This window comes from Vibrio sp. YT-18, from assembly GCF_033337345.1.
Lineage (GTDB): Bacteria > Pseudomonadota > Gammaproteobacteria > Enterobacterales > Vibrionaceae > Vibrio > Vibrio alginolyticus.
In genome coordinates, this window is the sequence record NZ_JAWOQO010000002.1 from 16,059 (window position 1) to 34,582 (window position 18,524).

At 46.6% G+C, this 18,524-nt stretch carries 18 protein-coding genes and 1 pseudogene; all 19 read left to right on the forward strand.

Features of this window, described 5'->3' with window-relative positions:
• Positions 1-6 precede the first annotated feature (6 nt).
• Entirely contained in the window at positions 7-1,860 is a 1,854-nt protein-coding gene (locus R7M72_RS02355; RefSeq protein WP_318056017.1) for a flagellar hook-length control protein FliK, read from the forward strand.
• Positions 1,861-1,945: 85 nt separating this feature from the next.
• The gene (fliL, locus tag R7M72_RS02360) at positions 1,946-2,449 is read left to right on the forward strand and encodes a flagellar basal body-associated protein FliL (protein WP_005380477.1); all 504 of its coding nucleotides are present in this window, start codon (positions 1,946-1,948) and stop codon (positions 2,447-2,449) included.
• A gap of 7 nt (positions 2,450-2,456) precedes the next feature.
• Positions 2,457-3,503, forward strand: a complete 1,047-nt coding sequence (fliM, locus tag R7M72_RS02365) for a flagellar motor switch protein FliM (RefSeq protein ID WP_005380478.1) — start codon at positions 2,457-2,459, stop codon at positions 3,501-3,503.
• A 58-nt stretch (positions 3,504-3,561) separates the two neighbouring features.
• Positions 3,562-3,972, forward strand: a complete 411-nt coding sequence (gene fliN / locus R7M72_RS02370) for a flagellar motor switch protein FliN (RefSeq protein ID WP_005380479.1) — start codon at positions 3,562-3,564, stop codon at positions 3,970-3,972.
• Between the two features lies 1 nt (position 3,973).
• A complete protein-coding gene (fliO, locus tag R7M72_RS02375; protein WP_005380480.1) occupies positions 3,974-4,387 on the forward strand; it encodes a flagellar biosynthetic protein FliO in 414 nt (137 codons plus the stop codon).
• Entirely contained in the window at positions 4,374-5,243 is an 870-nt protein-coding gene (fliP, locus tag R7M72_RS02380) for a flagellar type III secretion system pore protein FliP (RefSeq protein ID WP_005380487.1), read from the forward strand. The genes fliO and fliP overlap by 14 nt, the downstream gene beginning before the upstream one ends.
• 24 nt (positions 5,244-5,267) lie before the next feature.
• Entirely contained in the window at positions 5,268-5,537 is a 270-nt protein-coding gene (fliQ, locus tag R7M72_RS02385) for a flagellar biosynthesis protein FliQ (protein ID WP_005380488.1), read from the forward strand.
• An 8-nt stretch (positions 5,538-5,545) separates the two neighbouring features.
• Positions 5,546-6,328 (forward strand): flagellar biosynthetic protein FliR, encoded by a 783-nt coding sequence (fliR, locus tag R7M72_RS02390; protein ID WP_005380489.1) that lies wholly within the window; start codon positions 5,546-5,548, stop codon positions 6,326-6,328.
• 3 nt (positions 6,329-6,331) lie between these two features.
• Positions 6,332-7,462, forward strand: a complete 1,131-nt coding sequence (flhB, locus tag R7M72_RS02395; protein ID WP_005380490.1) for a flagellar biosynthesis protein FlhB — start codon at positions 6,332-6,334, stop codon at positions 7,460-7,462.
• Between the two features lie 210 nt (positions 7,463-7,672).
• Entirely contained in the window at positions 7,673-9,772 is a 2,100-nt protein-coding gene (gene flhA / locus R7M72_RS02400; protein ID WP_025767170.1) for a flagellar biosynthesis protein FlhA, read from the forward strand.
• Between the two features lie 28 nt (positions 9,773-9,800).
• The gene (gene flhF / locus R7M72_RS02405) at positions 9,801-11,318 is read left to right on the forward strand and encodes a flagellar biosynthesis protein FlhF (RefSeq protein WP_025767171.1); all 1,518 of its coding nucleotides are present in this window, start codon (positions 9,801-9,803) and stop codon (positions 11,316-11,318) included.
• A gap of 14 nt (positions 11,319-11,332) precedes the next feature.
• On the forward strand, positions 11,333-12,220 hold the full coding sequence (locus tag R7M72_RS02410) for a MinD/ParA family protein (protein ID WP_005380498.1): 888 nt from the start codon (positions 11,333-11,335) through the stop codon (positions 12,218-12,220).
• Positions 12,213-12,947 (forward strand): RNA polymerase sigma factor FliA, encoded by a 735-nt coding sequence (locus R7M72_RS02415; protein WP_005380499.1) that lies wholly within the window; start codon positions 12,213-12,215, stop codon positions 12,945-12,947. Before R7M72_RS02410 ends, R7M72_RS02415 begins: the two co-directional genes overlap by 8 nt.
• 45 nt (positions 12,948-12,992) lie before the next feature.
• Positions 12,993-13,361, forward strand: coding sequence for a chemotaxis response regulator CheY (gene cheY / locus R7M72_RS02420; protein ID WP_017635949.1), 369 nt, complete (start codon positions 12,993-12,995; stop codon positions 13,359-13,361).
• A gap of 118 nt (positions 13,362-13,479) precedes the next feature.
• Positions 13,480-14,220 (forward strand): protein phosphatase CheZ, encoded by a 741-nt coding sequence (locus R7M72_RS02425; RefSeq protein ID WP_005380502.1) that lies wholly within the window; start codon positions 13,480-13,482, stop codon positions 14,218-14,220.
• A 9-nt stretch (positions 14,221-14,229) separates the two neighbouring features.
• Positions 14,230-16,470: a chemotaxis protein CheA gene (locus tag R7M72_RS02430; protein WP_053306690.1), complete on the forward strand. Its 2,241-nt coding sequence runs from the start codon at positions 14,230-14,232 to the stop codon at positions 16,468-16,470.
• 29 nt (positions 16,471-16,499) lie between these two features.
• Complete coding sequence (locus R7M72_RS02435) at positions 16,500-17,612, forward strand: chemotaxis response regulator protein-glutamate methylesterase (protein WP_005380504.1); 1,113 nt, start codon at positions 16,500-16,502, stop codon at positions 17,610-17,612.
• Positions 17,613-17,620: 8 nt separating this feature from the next.
• Entirely contained in the window at positions 17,621-18,400 is a 780-nt protein-coding gene (locus R7M72_RS02440; RefSeq protein ID WP_005380505.1) for a ParA family protein, read from the forward strand.
• Positions 18,390-18,524 (forward strand): annotated as a pseudogene (locus tag R7M72_RS02445) (chemotaxis protein CheW); the annotation flags it as partial. The gene R7M72_RS02440 and the pseudogene R7M72_RS02445, both read left to right, overlap by 11 nt.

The following is an 18,524-nucleotide window of genomic DNA, read 5'->3' on the forward strand; positions in this document are numbered from 1 at the left end:
TTCTAAATGAGTGTGAATTTGTCCCATGTATCTGCGACTACCAAGACGCCAGTTTCTGATGTGTCCGCTAAAGCGTCCGCAGAGAGCACTGAGAGCAAGGGATTTTTAGAAACGTTAACCGATGCATTTGCTGGTAAACAAAAGCCCGAAAAAGTAGCAACAGAATCGACAGTGGTTGAAGAAAAAGAAAGAGCGGATGTAGGCAGTACTTCTTCTGCTAACGTCTCGGACGAATTGTTGGCGCAAGAAAGCCAAGAATCCGTCAGTGACGGGACCCATGATTTTGATGAAATATCAGCAAACAAACCGAATGCAACCTTAAGTGAAGAAGCAAGTTTACAAAAGGCGAGTAACAGCACACCTTTGGAGAATGATGTTGAAGCTATTGAAAAAGTGAAATCAACATCAATCGATACGAGCAACCCATCAAATACAGTGGACGTAAAAAGCACGATGGGCGAAGGACAACAGCTTCTTGGTCGAATTGAACAAGCGAATCAAACCCTGAATGCGAGTAATGCATCCATCGATAGTGGCAAAGTTTTGCCTCAGAGCGCGAATTTAGTGCATTCGTTCCACGAGCAAGCAACCGTTTCGAAACACCTTGATGAGCTGGCTTTGAATGAAACGCCATCAGTTCATTCGCTTGAACAAGCACAGATGATCCCAGGACAAGACTTAGAGCCAATTTTAGATAAGAATGGTCAACCTATCGATGTCGACAAACTTTCGCCTGAGTTTGCTGCTTGGCAAGAGCTAGCGAAACAAGCCAGCCATCCGACGGCTAAGAGCGCAGTCAGTGGTGAAGTAGCTAATGATCTGTCGCCGTTGTTAACAGACGTTGATGGTTCCAACATCGACGCGCTTCCACGAGTCTCCTTGGATGAACTTGAAGTTATAGATACTAAGTTGGCGCAAGGAAAACCACTGACTCAGCAAGAAGCTCAGATCATTGAAGGGTTGAAACAAGGAAGGATCACGGCGGATATTCCTGAGCAAGACCTTGCCCAATTTGTTGCGCTCCCTAATGACATTAAACAGATTCTCGCAGAGCAACAAGTACAACATAATTTAACTCGCCAGGCTGGAGCTATGGCAGTGTCTCAGCAAATCCAGCATACAGCGGCTCAAGTACCCCAGCCACAAACTGCTCATAGTGGAGATAAAGTCGCATTATCTCCAACGCCCGATATGTTGATAGCCGCGCAAGTGCCGACGTCGCTTCAGGGTGTGAAAGACGGAGAGATTAGCCAGAAAGTGATGAACGCAGCATTGGCGACTGGTGCGCTAAAGGCGACTGCGGATAAACAAGATAAGCCGGACCTCCAACATGGCTTCGCTGGACAGCTTCAGGCTATGGCAGGTCAGCAAGGAATTAATGTGCAGCAACAAGCGCGTATTGATGCTGCACAACAAGCTCAGCTTCCGATGCAACTAACTAAAGAGCTAGCCAACGAGCAAGTTGCGGAAAAAGTGCAAATGATGATGTCGAAGAATCTGAAAAATCTCGATATTCGTCTTGATCCACCAGAGTTAGGTCGTATGCAAATTCGTATGACCATGAATAATGACGTTGCCAATGTACATTTTACAGTGAACAACCCGCAAGCTCGTGACATTATTGAACAGACGCTCCCTCGTTTGAGAGAAATGCTAGCGCAACAAGGTATGCAGCTGGCTGATTCTTCCGTCCAACAACAAAACAGTGGGCAACAGCAAGGTAGGTATACTGCTGAACAACATGCTCAAAGCGCGCAAAGTGGCGGTTTCTCTGGACAGTCCGAAGAGGGTTTTGAATCTGATGTCAATCTGGATTTGAATGTCGCTTCAAAGCGTGATGGAATTAGTTTTTACGCATAAAAGGCCGTTTAACGGCAATGGAATACGGTTACCAAGCAACTTACTAAAACGTCTTGGTAACTCAAAAGAACAATAAGAGACAAGAATGGCAGAAGAACAGTTACAAGGGGCCGATGCGCCGAAAGGAAAAAGCAAGTTACTTATCATCATCATCGCTGTTGTAGTATTACTACTTGGTGGCGGGGCAGCGGCATTTTTTCTAATGGGCTCTGATGAACCTGCTCAGGCTGAATCGTCTCAACAGGCTCAAGTGAAGGCATCGGATGCTGCGCCCATCGCGTATGTGAATCTTCCTCAGGCATTTGTATTTAACGTTACTGGGGATAGCCGCGATAGGTTGGTTCAAATTAAAGCGCAGTTAATGGTTCGCGGTGCAGAAAATGAAGAGTTAGCGCGGTATCATTCGCCACTGATTGAAAGCTCTATGCTATCAACGTTTGCTTCCGCGACGGTTGATCAATTGCGCTCTCCTACAGGACGAGTGGAATTGCGCGATCGTGCTTCCGAAGATATCAAAGCAGCGCTGAATGCTGCGGTCGGTAAGCCAGTGATTGAAAAAGTACTGTTTACAGATTTTGTTATTCAATAGGTAAAACGTGACCGATCTATTAAGCCAAGACGAAATTGATGCGCTATTGCATGGGGTTGACGATGTTGATGACGTCGATGAACCGATAGAAAACGACACTGAGGGTGCCGTCAATTTTGATTTCTCGTCGCAAGACAGGATCGTACGTGGTCGAATGCCGACGCTCGAACTTATCAACGAGCGCTTTGCACGGCACATGCGTATTAGTCTGTTTAATATGCTGCGTAAAACGGCAGAGGTGTCGATCAATGGCGTGCAGATGATGAAGTTTGGTGAATACCAGAACACATTGTACGTGCCAACCAGTTTGAACATGGTGCGTTTTCGTCCGTTAAAAGGCACTGCGTTGATCACCATGGAGGCTCGTTTAGTCTTTATTCTGGTAGAAAACTTCTTTGGCGGTGATGGTCGATTCCACGCCAAAATCGAAGGCCGTGAATTTACCCCAACGGAACGCCGCATCATTCAGTTGTTACTGAAAATTGTATTTGAAGATTATAAAGAAGCGTGGTCTCCAGTGATGGGGGTAGAGTTCGAATATCTCGACTCTGAAGTAAACCCAAGTATGGCAAACATTGTCAGCCCGACAGAAGTGATTGTCGTGAGTTCCTTCCATATAGAAGTTGACGGCGGTGGCGGCGATTTTCATGTCGTTATGCCTTACTCCATGGTTGAGCCTATCCGTGAACTATTGGATGCAGGTGTTCAGTCCGACAAGATGGAAACGGACGTTCGCTGGAGCTCAGCACTACGTGAAGAGATCATGGATTGTCCGGTTAACTTCCGCGTCAACTTGCTCGAAAAAGACATTTCTTTGCGTGACCTCATGGAGCTGCAACCTGGCGATATCATCCCGATTGAAATGCCAGAACATGCGACGATGTTTGTAGAAGACCTACCGACCTATCGCGTAAAAATGGGTCGTTCGGAAGACAAATTAGCGGTGCAAATTTCTGAGGAAATTGAGCGCCCACATGTCGTCAAAACAGATTTAGCTTTCTTAGGTAAAGACATCATGTCCGAGCTTGAGAGTGAAGACGATATAGACCATTAAGATACCTTATTAAATAGACATGCTATGGCATGAGTAAGGCGTAACACAGGATAGAAAAATGGAACCAAGTGACGATCAAAAGCTAGCAGACGAATGGGCAGCCGCTCTTGGCGAAGACCCGTCTGCCCCTTCTGTAGACGTAGATGAAGTATTGGCTGCGCCACTGGAAGAGCTAAAAGACACTTCAAGCCCAATTAGCGAAGATGAGCGTCGTAAACTCGACACTATTATGGATATCCCGGTGACGATTTCGATGGAAGTCGGTCGTTCTCAAATTAGCATTCGGAACCTGTTGCAGCTTAACCAAGGTTCGGTTGTTGAGTTGGATCGTCTAGCCGGTGAGTCGCTCGACGTATTGGTTAACGGTACTTTGATTGCTCACGGCGAAGTCGTGGTCGTCAACGATAAGTTTGGTATCCGTTTGACGGATGTGATCAGCCAAACTGAACGAATTAAGAAGCTGCGTTAAGATGAGTCGTTCAATCAAAATGCGATTGAAGCAAATCACTGGAGCACTGAGCTTAATGCTAAGTGCTCCTTATGCATTTGCTGCCGCACCAAATAATCTGGATCTTGCGACGACACTTGGCTCGCTTGTGCTTGTAATCGGCGTGATTCTTTTGCTGGCTTGGTTGCTGAAACGTATGCAAGTGCCAGCGATGGGACAACAAAAGGGCTTGCGTATAGTGAGTCAGTTGCCAGTGGGTACAAAAGAAAGAATCGCAGTAGTTCAAGTGGGTGAAGAACAGTTTTTGGTTGGGATTACTAGCCAATCGATCCAAACTTTAGCCAAGTTAGATAAGCCACTGAAAGAGGAAGAGTTGGCGACCAATGCTTTTGCGACTCAATTTAGCCAGCTGATCAAAAAACATGACAAAGGGTAATCCAATTCGTTTGCTCCTGAGTACGTTGTTACTTTTTGTCGGCGTGCTGTTTTCTTCATTTACCTTTGCTGAGGCAGAGGAGTCAGCGCTGCCAGATAACTTAGCCGATGGAAGTAGTGTTACAGTTCAGGCTATGCAAAGTGATACTGGTGCTAGCCGTGCTATGTCCGTTTCTAGTGGCGGTGGTATTCCAGCATTCACCATGACCACGAACCCTGATGGCAGTGAAGACTACTCGGTTACACTACAAATTTTAGCGTTAATGACCATGCTTGGCTTCTTGCCTGCCATGGTGATTCTGATGACCTCGTTCACTCGAATTGTGGTGGTGATGTCGATATTGCGTCAGGCAATGGGTTTGCAACAAACGCCTTCTAATCAGGTTATTATTGGTATTGCGCTGTTTTTGACCTTTTTTGTTATGTCTCCTGTCCTGAACGAAATCAACGACAAAGCTGTTCAGCCTTATTTGAACGAGCAAGTTACGGCGCGAGAAGCGTTTGATGCAGCACAAGCGCCAATGAAAGCATTTATGCTTAAGCAGACCCGAATCAAAGATTTGGAGACGTTCGTAACCATGTCTGGAGAGCAAGTCGAGAATCCAGAAGATGTGTCGATGGCGGTGTTGATTCCGGCTTTTATCACCTCAGAGCTAAAAACTGCATTCCAAATTGGCTTTATGCTCTTCTTGCCGTTTTTGATTATTGACCTTGTAGTCGCTTCGGTACTGATGGCAATGGGTATGATGATGTTGTCACCAATGATTGTTTCGTTGCCGTTCAAGTTGATGTTGTTCGTATTGGTCGATGGTTGGAACTTGATACTCTCGACACTTGCGGGCAGCTTTGCCCTTTAGATAAGCGCAGATAGAGGATAAGACATGACACCAGAAATGTTTGTCGAGCTTTTCCGTGAAGCACTTTGGATGGTGCTTATCATGGTCTGCGCTATTATCATCCCAAGCTTGCTTATCGGCCTTGTAGTCGCGATTTTTCAAGCTGCGACATCCATCAACGAACAAACGTTGAGCTTCTTACCGCGTTTGATTGTCACGCTTTTGGCCCTGATGCTGTTTGGGCATTGGATGACGCAAATGTTGATGGAATATTTCTATGGCTTGATTGAACGCTTACCTCAGGTGCTTTATTAGAGGCGCCTATGGAGTACCCCACTAGCGTTGTCTTAGATTGGATCGCAAACTACTTCTGGCCCTATGTTCGTATCTCATCCATGTTGATGGTGATGACAGTAACCGGGGCCCGATTTGTTTCGCCAAGAATCCGCCTTTACCTCGGTTTAGCCATCACTTTCGCTGTCATGCCAGCCATCCCCGCCGTACCTCAAGACATTGAGCTACTCTCGTTTCGTGGCTTCATGACCATTGCCGAGCAAATAATCATCGGCATAGCGATGGGTATGGTTACTCAATTTATGATTCAAACCTTTGTCCTACTTGGTCAAATATTGGGTATGCAATCAAGTTTGGGCTTTGCTTCTATGGTTGATCCCGCAAATGGTCAGAACACGCCATTGCTTGGCCAGTTATTCATGTTCTTAACGACAATGTTTTTCCTTGCCACCGATGGACACTTAAAAATGCTGCAATTGGTGGTGTTCAGTTTTAAAACTTTGCCGATTGGCTCCGGCTCGCTCAACGCGGTTGATTTCCGTGAAATGGCAGGCTGGCTTGGTATTATGTTCCAAACGGCATTGAGTATGTCTCTATCCGGCATTATTGCACTACTGACCATTAACTTGTCGTTTGGTGTAATGACCCGTGCCGCACCACAGCTGAATATCTTCTCGCTTGGTTTTGCTTTTGCTTTGATGGTGGGTCTATTACTTTGTTGGTACATACTGGCTGGTCTATACAGTCATTATGAAATGTTCTGGACAGTGGGTGAGGCGCAGATTTGTCGGCTTATTCGCTTGGAGTGCTAAGATTTGGCAGAATCAGACGGTCAGGAACGCACCGAAGAAGCCACGCCCCGACGGTTACAACAAGCCAGAGAAAAGGGGCAGGTCGCTCGATCTAAAGAGCTTGCATCAGCATCTGTGCTGATCGTTGGCGCCATTTCATTGATGTGGTTTGGCGAGGCGTTAGCACGTTCATTGTTTTCCATCATGAGCCGTTTATTTGATCTTCAACGAGAAGAGATTTTCGATACTGCAAAACTGTTTGATATCGCTTTGGGCGCGATGAGTGATTTGTTGTTCCCACTATTTTTGGTGTTAGCGACATTGTTTACCGCCGCCATGATTGGAGCAGCAGGTGTGGGAGGAATCAGTTTTTCTGCCCAAGCAGCCATGCCCAAGCTGTCGAAAATGAATCCGCTTAGCGGCTTAAAGCGAATGGTTGGCATGCAAAGCTGGGTAGAGTTGATCAAATCAATCCTTAAAGTGGTTCTGGTCACCGGTGTCGCCATCTATTTGATCCAAGCATCGCAGGCCGATCTGATTCAATTGAGCATGGATGTGTATCCGCAAAACATCTTCCATGCTTTAGATATTTTGCTGAACTTTATTTTGCTGATCAGTTGCTCGCTATTGATTGTGGTTGCCATCGATATTCCATTTCAAATTTGGCAGCACGCCGATCAGTTAAAAATGACCAAGCAAGAAGTCAAAGACGAATACAAAGAGACTGAAGGTAAGCCGGAAGTGAAAGGCCGTATTCGTATGTTGCAAAGGGAAGCGGCTCAACGTCGAATGATGGCGGATGTTCCTCAAGCTGATGTTATTGTTACTAACCCTGAGCACTTCTCGGTAGCGCTTCGTTATAAGCAGAAGACAGACCGTGCGCCAGTCGTAATCGCTAAAGGTACTGACCACATGGCGATGAAGATTCGAGAAGTCGCCCGCGAACATGACATTACGATTGTGCCCGCACCACCTTTGGCTCGTGCGTTGTACCACACGACAGAGCTCGAGCAAGAGATCCCCGATGGGTTATTTACTGCCGTCGCTCAGGTTTTGGCATTTGTATTCCAATTAAAGCAATACCGAAAACGAGGTGGACAGCGCCCGAAAATTCAAGATTATGATTTGCCAATCCCACCCGAACACCGCCATTGATACGAAAAGCGGTAAAGCCTTAAAAAAGCTTGTTTGATCAAAAGCTAAGCTCTATTTGAGTGTTTAGTCATTATTTTGGCGCTAATTCTGGTACATAGATTGCTTAAAACGCTTTAATTATCAACCCTACCTAAACTTTTAGGCTAAAGCGGTCGCGTATTAATAGTAAGAGCTTACGTGACGCTTCAATCGATTGAGATCTCTCGCAGTATGAAGTTAAGCCTGCCGTTTGCAGATAAATTGCCACGAATCCCTCAACGTGAAATGCCAGCTATTGGTGCTCCGGTGATGGTTTTGGCCACCCTAGCGATGGTGGTACTGCCGATTCCAGCATTTTTGCTGGATATGTTCTTCACCTTTAACATCGCGCTGTCGATGGTGGTGTTGTTAGTGACCGTTTACACACGTCGCCCTTTGGACTTCGCTGCTTTTCCAACGGTATTGCTGATCGCCACGTTGCTCCGCTTGGCTTTGAACGTTGCCTCGACTCGTGTCGTCTTACTGCATGGTCATGAAGGCGGTAATGCGGCAGGTAACGTAATTGAGGCGTTCGGTAACGTCGTTATTGGTGGTAACTACGCGGTCGGCCTAGTGGTTTTCCTCATCTTAATGATCATCAACTTTATGGTGGTGACCAAAGGTGCGGGTCGTATCTCTGAGGTAAGTGCTCGCTTTACGCTTGATGCGTTGCCGGGTAAGCAAATGGCGATTGATGCCGACTTGAATGCCGGATTGATAGACCAAGAGCAGGCAAGAGTTCGTCGTTTTGAAGTGACCAAAGAAGCGGATTTCTATGGCTCGATGGATGGTGCCTCGAAGTTCGTAAAAGGTGACGCGATTGCCGGTATTTTGATTCTGTTTATCAACATCGTCGGCGGTCTGTCGATCGGTATGGCGCAGTATGGATTGGGTTTCGGTGAAGCGATTGAAATCTATACCTTACTGACAATCGGTGATGGTTTGGTCGCACAAATCCCATCGCTATTGCTGTCGATTGCAGCGGCAATGATGGTGACGCGCCAAAACACCGATGAAGACATGGGGGAACAACTGGTCTTCCAGATGTTCGACAACCCAAAAGCGCTGATGATTACTGCGGCTATTCTTGGTGTGATGGGCATCGTACCGGGCATGCCACACTTTGCGTTTTTGAGCCTGGCAGTCGCGGCCGGTGCAGCGGCATATTTCATCGACAAACGGCAGAAGCAGAAAGCGAAAGAGCCCGCTTTACCAGCAACAGCAGACGAAGGTACAGAACCTTCCTCACAGCGCGAACTGTCTTGGGATGACGTCCAGCCAGTCGATATTATTGGCTTGGAAGTCGGTTATCGCTTAATCCCTTTGGTGGACAGAGACCAAGGTGGGGAACTGTTAGAGCGCGTAAAAGGCGTGCGTAAAAAGTTATCGCAAGATTTTGGGTTCCTAATTCCAGCGGTTCATATTCGTGACAATCTTGAGCTGACCCCAAACAGTTACCGAATTACATTGATGGGGGTTGCGGTGGGCGAAGCAGAGATTCGTCCGGATCAAGAGCTAGCGATTAACCCAGGTCAGGTGTATGGCATGATTGATGGTGAGCCAACCATTGACCCTGCTTTTGGACTGGAAGCCGTATGGATCCGAGAAGATCAGCGAGAGCACGCGCAGGCTCTGGGTTATACGGTTGTTGATTCATCAACGGTATTAGCGACGCACCTAAGCCAGCTATTGACCAACAACGCATCACAGCTAATTGGCCATGAAGAAGTAGAGAATTTATTAGAAATGTTGGGACGCAGCGCGCCTAAGTTGGTCGAGAACTTTGTTCCTGACCAATTACCATTAGGTGTGGTGGTGAAAGTCCTACAAAACTTGTTAAACGAGGCCATTCCAATCCGCGATATTCGCACGATTGTTCAAACTTTGGCTGAGTACTCAAGTAAGAGTCAAGAAGCTGACATATTGACGGCAGCAGTTCGAATTAGTCTTAAACGCCTAATTGTTCAAGAAATCAATGGTATAGAGCCTGAGCTACCAGTGATTACTTTGGTACCCGAACTGGAACAAATATTGCATCAAACTATGCAAGCATCAGGAGGCGAATCCGCGGGGATTGAACCGGGACTCGCTGAGCGATTGCAGTCTTCACTAAGCCAAGCGACACAGGAACAAGAACTGAAAGGCGAACCTGCCGTTCTGCTTACTTCCGGTGTATTACGCTCGACGTTGGCTAAATTTGTGAAGAACACAATACCTAATCTCCGGGTACTGTCTTACCAAGAAATCCCGGATGAAAAACAGATCAGAATTGTGCAAGCCGTGGGTAACTGATCTCACGCATCATTAATGGATTCATAGTTTGAAAATAAAGCGATTTTTTGCCAAAGACATGAGAACGGCGCTGCTCCAAGTGAAAGAGGAGTTAGGCGCGGAAGCGGTGATCATGTCAAACAAGAAAGTGGCTGGTGGAGTAGCGATTGTTGCGGCGATAGATAGTGAATCTAATCCGTCTCAAGCAAGCGCAGCGTCACAGCAAAATCGCGGTGCTTCTCAAACGAATCGCTATAACGAACATCGTCAAATGTCATCGTCTTCTGCTGATCGTTACCAAGATCGTCATTTAGATGAAGATAAAATTAGCCTGAACAGTAATAACAGTAACAATGAAAAAACAGGCTCAATGACGCAGCGATTCGCTAATATGCTTAAGCAATATAGCGGTGGTGCAGCAGATGCTGACGACCACGTAGCGGAAAATGAAGATTCGCTCTCTGCTTTGCTGCAACGCCAAAATAAGCATCGCGACGGCTACAACCAAGAAAAGCCAGCGCCATATCAACCAGATTCACCTTTGGCGAAGCTAATCGCACAGGACAATCGATTTGAACGTCCGACGCCCAAGCTGGACCCGACGCGCTATGACCGACGTCGCCCAAGTGATGAGCGTGACGAATCGGCCGATGAGCTAGAAAGCATGCGCGAAGAGATGACGTCAATTCGTCGTCTGTTGGAGCACCAAGTTTCTGGCCTGATGTGGCAAGAAGTAGAACGCCGTGAGCCGCTAAGAGCGATGCTGATTAAGCGCTTAGAGCGAATGGGCGTTTCTCCGGAGTTAGCAGACCAGATGGCCTGTTATATCCCGGAAGATACAAAGCCAGCGCGAGCGTGGAAAGCGTTATTGTCGCTGGTGGCGGATCAAATCAATATTCCTAAACAGGACATTTTAAAACGTGGTGGCGTAGTCGCATTGTTGGGTCCGACGGGGGTTGGGAAAACAACAACCGTAGCGAAACTCGCAGCACGCGCAGCCATGGAATACGGTGCCGACAATGTGGCCCTTGTGACAACAGATACATATCGCATAGGTGCACATGAGCAACTCTCAATTTACGGAAGAATTATGGGTTGTCCCGTAAGAGTTGCTAAAGATTCTAACGAGTTAGCCGATGTTATATATCAGCTAAGAAACAGAAGACTGATTTTGGTCGATACGGCAGGGATGGGGCAACGAGATGTGAGGCTTTCCGAGCAGCTCGACACTCTAATGCAAGAGAGCGGGGAAGTGATTCACAGCTACCTTGTTTTGCCGGCTACCGCACAACGTCGTGTTCTACAAGAAACGCTGGATCACTTCCGACGTATACCACTTTCGGGTTGTATTATGACGAAGCTTGATGAGTCATTAAGCCTAGGCGAATTCATCAGTGTAGTGATTCAAAACGCAATGCCAGTAGCTTACATCGCTAATGGTCAGCGCGTACCAGAAGACATTGTGATAGCGCAACCAAAATATATGCTTGCGAAAGCAAATGAACTGTTAGAGAAGTCGACAGAGAACGAACCTCACTTTTGGAACAGTGACAGTGAAGGACTCTAAGGCGGCGGACTACTATGACTGAGAATATGATACACGATCAAGCAAGCGGCCTCCGTCGCTTAACACAACCATCGTTGACCAAAGTGATTGCTGTTACTGGCGGCAAAGGTGGTGTGGGGAAATCAAACGTAACACTGGGTCTGGCGATTTGTATGGCTCGCCAAGGCAAGAAGGTGATGGTTCTCGACGCTGATTTAGGTCTGGCCAATGTGGACGTGATGCTCGGAATTCGTGCAAAACGTAATCTAGGACATGTCTTAGCGGGTGAATGTGAGCTAAAAGATGCGATTGTCGAAGGGCCTTATGGTATAAAGATAATTCCTGCAACTTCTGGCACACAGAGCATGACAGAGCTTTCTCACGCTCAGCATGCCGGACTCATCCGAGCATTTGGTAGTCTTGAAGACGAAATGGATGTCCTGCTGATTGATACCGCTGCTGGTATCTCTGACATGGTAATCAGTTTTTCGCGAGCAGCTCAAGATGTGGTTGTAGTTGTGTGTGATGAACCGACGTCAATCACAGATGCCTATGCATTAATCAAGCTGTTGAGTAAAGAACACCAAGTTCAACGCTTTAAAGTTGTAGCAAATATGGTCAGAAGCTACCGTGAAGGGCGAGAATTGTTTGCAAAGTTGACACTAGTCACAGAGCGATTCTTGAATGTTAGCCTTGAACTCGTAGCATGTATTCCATTAGATGATAAAGTACGACAGGCTGTAAAAAGACAAAAAATTGTCGTTGATGCGTTCCCACGCTCGCCTGCCGCTTTAGCTATCAGCTCACTAGCAAACAAAGCGTTGACGTGGCCACTACCGAAAACACCAAGTGGACACTTGGAATTTTTTGTGGAAAGGTTGCTAAATCGTACCGAATTCGCAGAGGACCCTTTTGGTGAATAAAGCGATAACCTATGACCAACATGGCAAATTTAATAGCCAGCAGGCGTTCATTGAACGTTATTCAGTGTTGGTTAAGCGCATTGCTCACCACCTACTAGGCCGTTTACCGCCGAGTGTTCAGGTAGAGGATTTAATTCAGGCCGGCATGATCGGTCTTATCGAAGCTCAGCAGAATTATGATGGTTCTAAAGGTGCGAGCTTTGAAACTTATGCAGGTATCCGTATTCGTGGCGCAATGTTAGATGACATGCGTAAAGGCGATTGGGTACCGCGTTCTGTTCATAAAAATAATCGAGAGATTAACCAAGCGATTGCGGAGCTGGAAGGCGAATTAAATCGAGATCCTACTGATTCTGAAGTAGCCACGCATCTCGGTATGACACTGGATCAATATCATAGTGCTCTTACCGATATCAACTGCTCAAAATTAGTCGGTATTGAAGATTTAGGCGTTTCTGATGATGTGATTTCACCGGCGGATGAAACCGATGACAGCAACCCATTCAAAGGGGTAGTTGATGAATCATTTCGAAAAGCACTGGTTGAATCAATAAAACAGCTTCCAGAGCGTGAAGCTTTGGTTCTTTCGCTTTATTATGATGAAGAACTCAATTTGAAAGAAATTGGCGATGTGTTAGGCGTAAGCGAATCTCGCGTAAGTCAAATACTGAGTCAAGCGATGCAACGTTTACGTACCAAGCTCAGTGCGTGGACACAAAATGACTAAAAACACTGATTTTACGATTCAGTGGAGGCAATTTTGAATAAAAACATGAAGATCCTTATTGTTGATGATTTCTCAACAATGCGCCGTATTGTTAAAAACCTGCTTCGTGACTTGGGTTTCAATAACACTCAAGAAGCGGACGATGGTTTAACCGCATTACCAATGCTGAAAAAAGGTGACTTCGATTTTGTTGTAACTGACTGGAACATGCCAGGTATGCAAGGCATCGATTTGCTTAAACACATCCGCGCGGATGCAGAACTTAAGCATCTGCCAGTTCTAATGATCACGGCTGAAGCGAAGCGTGAGCAGATCATTGAAGCTGCTCAAGCAGGTGTAAACGGCTACATTGTTAAGCCATTTACTGCTGCAACATTAAAAGAAAAATTAGATAAAATTTTCGAGCGTTTATAACTCTCTCTTTCTCTTTGTTATTCGAGTCATTCATACCAATTATTAAATACCTATTAAATGACTCGTTTAGCGTTTTCAAAGTGATAAGAAGAACTAAACGTAAAAGGGTCTATTCAGAATGATCTCACTAGAGCAGGCGAAGTCACTCGTTCAAATGCTAGAAAACGGGGAACAAGACCAAGCCAATATGCTTGTTGCCTCGATCTACGAAGGTGCCGATAACCCAATGCTGCAAGAAATTGGAGCGTTAACTCGAGACCTTCACGAATCACTCAAGCAGTTCAGTCTCGATCAGCGCATGACCGAAATTGCGAAAGACGAAATCCCTAACGCTAGGGATCGTCTCAATTATGTGATCGAGAAGACAGAGCTTGCAGCCAACAAAACAATGGATGCGGTCGACTGCTGCCTTCCTATCGCTGACAACCTGCATGATTGCCTTCTAAAAGTTCGTCCTCAATGGAATGAACTCATGCACGGGCGCATAGAATTAAGCGAATTTAAAGCACTGTGCCACCGAATCGACGGGCTATTAGTGCAAGTCGAAGGTGACAGCACTGAATTGCGCGGCCAGTTGACCGAAATTCTCATGGCGCAAGACTTCCAAGACCTAACTGGCCAAATCATTCGCCGCGTAATTACGTTGGTTAATGAAGTAGAAGGCCGCTTAGTGGAAATCCTAACCGTATTCTCTGGAAATAAACTTGAAGAACACATTCAAGTTTTGTCAGAACCGGCAGATAAAAAGAATACACAAACAAGCGAAGCCGAAGGCCCGATTCTTCATCCAGAACTGAGAGAAGATGCGGTTTCATCGCAGGACGAAGTCGATGACTTGTTGTCCAGTCTTGGATTTTAAAGGTAACGTATGAGCTACGATTTAGACGAAGATATTCTTCAGGACTTTCTCATTGAGGCTGGGGAAATTCTCGAGCTGCTTTCTGAGCAGTTGGTTGAATTGGAAAATAACCCAGAAGACAAAGACTTACTTAATGCTATTTTCCGCGGGTTTCATACCGTAAAAGGCGGTGCCGGCTTCCTTTCATTGGCAGAGCTAGTCGATACTTGTCATGGTGCGGAGAACGTGTTCGACGTTTTACGAAACGGTCAACGCACGGTAACGCAAAACTTAATGGATACGATGCTAAAAGCCTTGGATACGGTTAATACCCAGTTCCAGGCTGTTCAAGATCGTGAGCCGTTAGAAGCTGCGGACCCTGAGCTTCTTGAAGAACTTCATCGTCTATGCAAACCTGAGTCAGAAGATGAAGTAGCGGCAACCGTAGTTGAAGAACCAGTGGCTACTCCAGAGCCTATTATTCCCGAGCCTATCATCGAAGAACCTGCTGCGCCGTCAGCACCATCAAGTGTCGGCTCTGTTGATGAAATTACCCAAGACGAATTCGAAAAGCTATTGGATGAGCTTCATGGTAAAGGTTCAGCGCCAGGCAACTCAATGTCTGCGACACCTACAACGCCATCTGAACCGCCTCAATCGAGTGCACCATCAGTTGAAAGCGGTGATATCACTGATGATGAGTTTGAACGCTTACTCGATGAACTGCACGGTGTAGGAAAAAGCCCTTCTACGGCAGAGGCTGCTGCATCTGCATCCGTACCAGTAGAGCCACCTAAAGCGGCAGAGCCTTCCGCTCCAGTGGCATCTTCATCAAATCAAGACAGTGACTTAATGACGGACGAAGAGTTCGAAAAGTTACTCGATGAGCTACATGGTTCAGGTAAAGGCCCAACGCTAGAAGAATTGGACATGGCAACGAAGCCTGCTTCAGCAAACGTAGAGCAAAGCCCTGCGAAACCTGAGCCTGTTGCTAAGCCAGCACCTGTTCAAGCAGCGCCAGCACCAAAGCCAGAATCTAAACCAGTCGCGGTAAAAGAAGAAGCCAAAGCACCAGCGGTTAAAAAACCTCAGGCTGAAGCAACCGTTCGTGTTGATACCTCGACGCTTGATACCATCATGAACATGGTGGGTGAGCTCGTATTGGTGCGTAACCGTCTACTAAGCCTTGGTTTGAATAGCGACAACGAAGAGATGTCCAAAGCGGTCGCTAACCTTGATGTGGTAACTGCGGATCTACAAGGCGCGGTAATGAAAACGCGTATGCAGCCAATTAAGAAAGTGTTTGGCCGTTTCCCACGCGTTGTCCGTGACTTGGCTCGTAACCTAAATAAAGACATCGTGCTAGAAATGCGCGGTGAAGAAACCGATCTCGATAAAAACCTTGTAGAAGCATTGGCCGATCCGTTGATTCACTTGGTGCGTAACTCGGTTGATCACGGTATTGAAATGCCAGACGCACGCGCGAAGGCAGGCAAATCACGCACAGGTAAAGTGATTTTGTCAGCATCGCAAGAAGGGGACCATATTGAACTATCCATCGTAGATGATGGTGGCGGTATGGACCCGAACAAACTGCGTGGCATCGCGGTGAAGCGTGGCATGATGGATGAAGATGCGGCGGCACGTTTAACAGATAAAGAGTGCTTCAACCTTATCTTCGCACCTGGCTTCTCAAGTAAAGATAAAATTTCTGACATTTCTGGTCGTGGTGTGGGTATGGACGTGGTTAAGACGGCGATCAATACCTTAAACGGTTCAATCGATATCGATTCTGAGCTAGGCAAGGGCACTAAGATTACGATCAAAGTACCACTAACGTTAGCGATTTTACCGACTCTGATGGTTGGTGTTGGCGGTCATCCTTTTGCTCTACCACTGGCTTCGGTGAGTGAAATTTTCCACTTGGATCTTAGTCGTACAAACGTGGTAGATGGTCAGCTGACGATCATTGTGCGTGAGAAATCTATCCCACTATTTTACTTACAAAACTGGTTGGCATCCAAATCGCAAAACGTTCAAGAGCGTACTGGTCACGGTCACGTGGTGATTGTACAGATTGGTAACCAGCGCGTTGGTTTTGTTGTGGATACGCTTATTGGTCAAGAAGAAGTGGTTATTAAGCCACTCGATAATCTATTACAAGGCACTCCAGGTATGGCTGGTGCGACAATTACTAGCGATGGCCATATTGCATTAATTCTAGATGTGCCTGATTTACTTAAGCGATATGCTGCGGCTTCACGCCTTTAAGCAAAGCTGACGTTATTAAAAGGAATAAGATGGCGATTAAAGTACTAGTCGTTGATGATTCGAGTTTTTTCCGACGTCGCGTGAGCGAAATCATCAACTCAGAATCGCGCCTAGAAGTGATTGACGTTGCGGTAAATGGTAGAGAGGCGGTTGAGAAAGCCAAATCTCTCAAACCTGACGTCATCACGATGGATATTGAAATGCCAGTGATGGATGGCATTACAGCTGTACGTGAAATAATGGCCGCTGCTCCAACGCCAATTCTAATGTTTTCGTCCCTGACCCACGACGGGGCGAAAGCTACGCTTGATGCGCTAGATGCGGGCGCATTGGACTTCTTACCGAAAAAGTTTGAGGACATTGCGCGTAACCGTGAAGAAGCGGTGTCATTACTTCAACAGCGTGTGATTCAGATTGCCTCGAAGCGCGCTTTCATGCGTCGACCTATCGCTCGCCCAACAGCGAGTACCAGCACGACTACTCGATCATTAGGTTCAAGAACGGCTTCACCTGTGACTCCAACACCAACTCGACCTGCTGCGACAAAGTACCGTGCTTCTGGTAAGAAGTATCAACTGACGGCAATTGGCACATCAACAGGTGGCCCCGTTGCTCTACAAAAAATTCTGACGCGCTTGCCGATGAACTATCCGCATCCGATTGTATTGATTCAACACATGCCAGCAACGTTTACTGCTGCGTTTGCCAGTCGTTTGAACACCTTGTGTAAGATTCAAGTGAAAGAAGCACAAGATGGCGATGTGTTACAGCCCGGTGTGGCATACCTTGCACCAGGTGGGAAACAAATGATGGTAGATGGACGAGCGGGCGCTGCTCGTCTTCGCATTATTGATGGCGGTGATCGCATGAACTACAAACCATGTGTGGATGTGACTTTTGGTTCTGCCGCAAAAGTATATGGCGACAAAGTGCTCTCTTTAGTGTTGACAGGCATGGGTGCAGACGGTCGTGAGGGCGCTCGCATGTTGAAGTCTTCAGGCTCAACAATTTGGGCACAAGATGAAGAAAGTTGTGTTGTTTATGGCATGCCCCAAGCGGTTGCTAAAGCAGGCATTTCTTCAGAAGATTTACCGCTTGACCGCATTGCTGAACGCATGTTGGTGGAAGTTGGCCTAGCTTAGGATTCATCATGATTGTTTGGAGTGTAGCTAACCAGAAAGGAGGCGTGGGTAAAACCACCTCAACAGTGACATTGGCGGGCTTATTGAGCCAGAAAGGCCATCGAGTATTGATGGTTGATACTGATCCTCACGCCTCACTGACTACTTATCTCGGTTATGATCCTGATGCAGTAACTTCGAGCCTATTTGATTTATTCCAGTTGAAGACGTTTTCTCGTGAGACGGTTAAGCCGTTGATTTTAGAAACAGAGCTGGAAGGAATGGATATCATTCCCGCGCATATGTCCCTTGCCACGCTTGATCGCGTAATGGGTAATCGCAGTGGTATGGGATTAATCTTAAAACGGGCGCTGCAAACTGTCTCACAAGACTATGACTATGTGTTGATTGATTGTCCGCCAATCCTTGGCGTGATGATGGTGAACGCGTTGGCAGCCAGTGACCGAATTTTGATTCCTGTTCAAACAGAGTTTTTGGCGATGAAAGGTCTAGAGCGCATGATGCGTACGCTAACCATTATGCAAAAATCTCGCCCGGGCGGTTTCAAAGTGACTATCGTCCCAACCATGTACGATAAGCGCACGAAAGCGTCATTGCAGACATTGATGCAACTGAAAAAAGATTACCCAAATCAAGTGTGGACCTCAGCGGTGCCTATTGATACCAAGTTCCGCGATGCCAGTTTAAAGCACTTGCCAGCTTCGCATTTTGCATCTGGTAGCCGTGGTGTGTTTGCCTATAAACAGCTACTGATTTACCTGGAGAGGTTGGCGTTCGATGAGCAGTAATGATGTGCTGTCCAGTGAACAAGCACTTGATGACTACTTTAATGCATTACTGGATGATGAAACTGAAATAACGACTCTTGAGGAAGACCTTGACCTGTTGGCTCAAGAGGTATCATCTGCAGAG

Excerpts from the sequence above, each read along its gene's own strand:
- R7M72_RS02355 (WP_318056017.1), top strand. The coding sequence starts at position 7 with ATGAGTGTGAATTTGTCCCATGTATCTGCGACTACCAAGACGCCAGTT.
- fliL (WP_005380477.1), top strand. The coding sequence starts at position 1,946 with ATGGCAGAAGAACAGTTACAAGGGGCCGATGCGCCGAAAGGAAAAAGC.
- fliN (WP_005380479.1), top strand. The coding sequence starts at position 3,562 with ATGGAACCAAGTGACGATCAAAAGCTAGCAGACGAATGGGCAGCCGCT.
- fliO (WP_005380480.1), top strand. The coding sequence starts at position 3,974 with ATGAGTCGTTCAATCAAAATGCGATTGAAGCAAATCACTGGAGCACTG.
- fliP (WP_005380487.1), top strand. The coding sequence starts at position 4,374 with ATGACAAAGGGTAATCCAATTCGTTTGCTCCTGAGTACGTTGTTACTT.
- fliQ (WP_005380488.1), top strand. The coding sequence starts at position 5,268 with ATGACACCAGAAATGTTTGTCGAGCTTTTCCGTGAAGCACTTTGGATG.
- fliR (WP_005380489.1), top strand. The coding sequence starts at position 5,546 with ATGGAGTACCCCACTAGCGTTGTCTTAGATTGGATCGCAAACTACTTC.
- flhA (WP_025767170.1), top strand. The coding sequence starts at position 7,673 with ATGAAGTTAAGCCTGCCGTTTGCAGATAAATTGCCACGAATCCCTCAA.
- R7M72_RS02410 (WP_005380498.1), top strand. The coding sequence starts at position 11,333 with ATGACTGAGAATATGATACACGATCAAGCAAGCGGCCTCCGTCGCTTA.
- cheY (WP_017635949.1), top strand. The coding sequence starts at position 12,993 with ATGAAGATCCTTATTGTTGATGATTTCTCAACAATGCGCCGTATTGTT.
- R7M72_RS02425 (WP_005380502.1), top strand. The coding sequence starts at position 13,480 with ATGATCTCACTAGAGCAGGCGAAGTCACTCGTTCAAATGCTAGAAAAC.
- R7M72_RS02430 (WP_053306690.1), top strand. The coding sequence starts at position 14,230 with ATGAGCTACGATTTAGACGAAGATATTCTTCAGGACTTTCTCATTGAG.
- R7M72_RS02435 (WP_005380504.1), top strand. The coding sequence starts at position 16,500 with ATGGCGATTAAAGTACTAGTCGTTGATGATTCGAGTTTTTTCCGACGT.
- R7M72_RS02440 (WP_005380505.1), top strand. The coding sequence starts at position 17,621 with ATGATTGTTTGGAGTGTAGCTAACCAGAAAGGAGGCGTGGGTAAAACC.